1 protein-coding gene is annotated in these 1,343 nt (G+C 33.4%); it reads left to right on the forward strand.

The window, feature by feature from the left end; all coding sequences use genetic code 11:
- Positions 1–8 precede the first annotated feature (8 nt).
- On the forward strand, positions 9–1,343 hold a 1,335-nt coding region (gene glmS / locus ABD766_RS14930; RefSeq protein ID WP_344817435.1), incomplete at its 3' end, for a glutamine--fructose-6-phosphate transaminase (isomerizing).

The raw sequence follows: 1,343 nt of genomic DNA on the forward strand, positions 1-1,343 counted from the left end.
ATAATAATATGTGTGGAATTGTAGGTTATATTGGATATCGTGAAGCATATCCTATTGTTATAAAAGGATTAAAGCGATTAGAATACCGTGGCTATGATAGTGCTGGTGTTATGCTTTATGACGGAACAGATTTAAAAGTTTCTAAAACAAAAGGAAAAGTTTCCGATTTAGAAGAAAAATCATCCAAAGAAATTACAACTAATGGAACTATAGGTATGGGGCACACACGTTGGGCAACACACGGAGTTCCTAATGATGTAAATTCACATCCACATTTATCAAATTCTGGAGACTTAGCAATAATTCACAATGGGATTATAGAAAACTATGAACCATTAAAAAAAGAATTAATAAATAGAGGATATACTTTCAAATCGGATACTGATACCGAGGTATTGATAAATTTAATAGAAGATGTTCAGAAAAAAGACAATCTAAAACTTGGAAAAGCAGTTCAAATTGCTTTAAATCAAGTTGTCGGAGCTTATGCGATTTGTGTTTTTGACAAGAAAAAACCAGACGAAATGGTTGTGGCAAGATTAGGAAGCCCATTAGCAATTGGAGTTGGTGAGGATGAATTTTTTATAGCTTCTGATGCATCACCTTTTATTGAATATACTTCTAATGCAATCTATTTAGAAGATGAAGAAATGGCTATTGTACGTTTGCACAAACCATTGAAAATAAGAAAAATCAAAGACGATTCTTTAGTAGATCCTTATGTTCAAGAATTGCAAATGAACTTAGAGCAAATAGAAAAAGGTGGTTACGATCACTTTATGCTTAAAGAAATTTACGAGCAACCAAATGTAATTAAAGACACTTACAGAGGAAGGCTTCATGCAAATAGTGGATTAATTCAAATGGCAGGTGTAGAAGATAATATCGAAAAATTTCTTCATGCCGATAGAATAATAATTATTGCTTGCGGTACTTCATGGCATGCAGGTTTAGTTGCCGAATATGTTATTGAAGAATTTGCAAGAATTCCAGTAGAAGTAGAGTACGCTTCAGAATTTAGATATAGAAATCCAATTATTACAAGTAAAGATGTGATTATTGCGATTTCACAGTCTGGAGAAACTGCAGATACTTTAGCAGCAATCAAATTAGCAAAAGAAAAAGGCGCATTTGTTTTTGGTGTTTGTAACGTTGTTGGATCTTCAATATCTAGAGAGACTCACGCAGGTGCATATACTCATGCTGGACCAGAAATTGGTGTTGCATCGACAAAAGCATTTACAACTCAAATCACAGTTTTGACAATGATTGCTCTTCGACTTGCAAAAGCCAAAGGAACTATGTCAAATTCTGACTTCCATAGATATTTACAAGAATTAGAA

The sequence above is a fragment of the Flavobacterium cheonanense genome, from assembly GCF_039539185.1.
Classification (GTDB): domain Bacteria; phylum Bacteroidota; class Bacteroidia; order Flavobacteriales; family Flavobacteriaceae; genus Flavobacterium; species Flavobacterium cheonanense.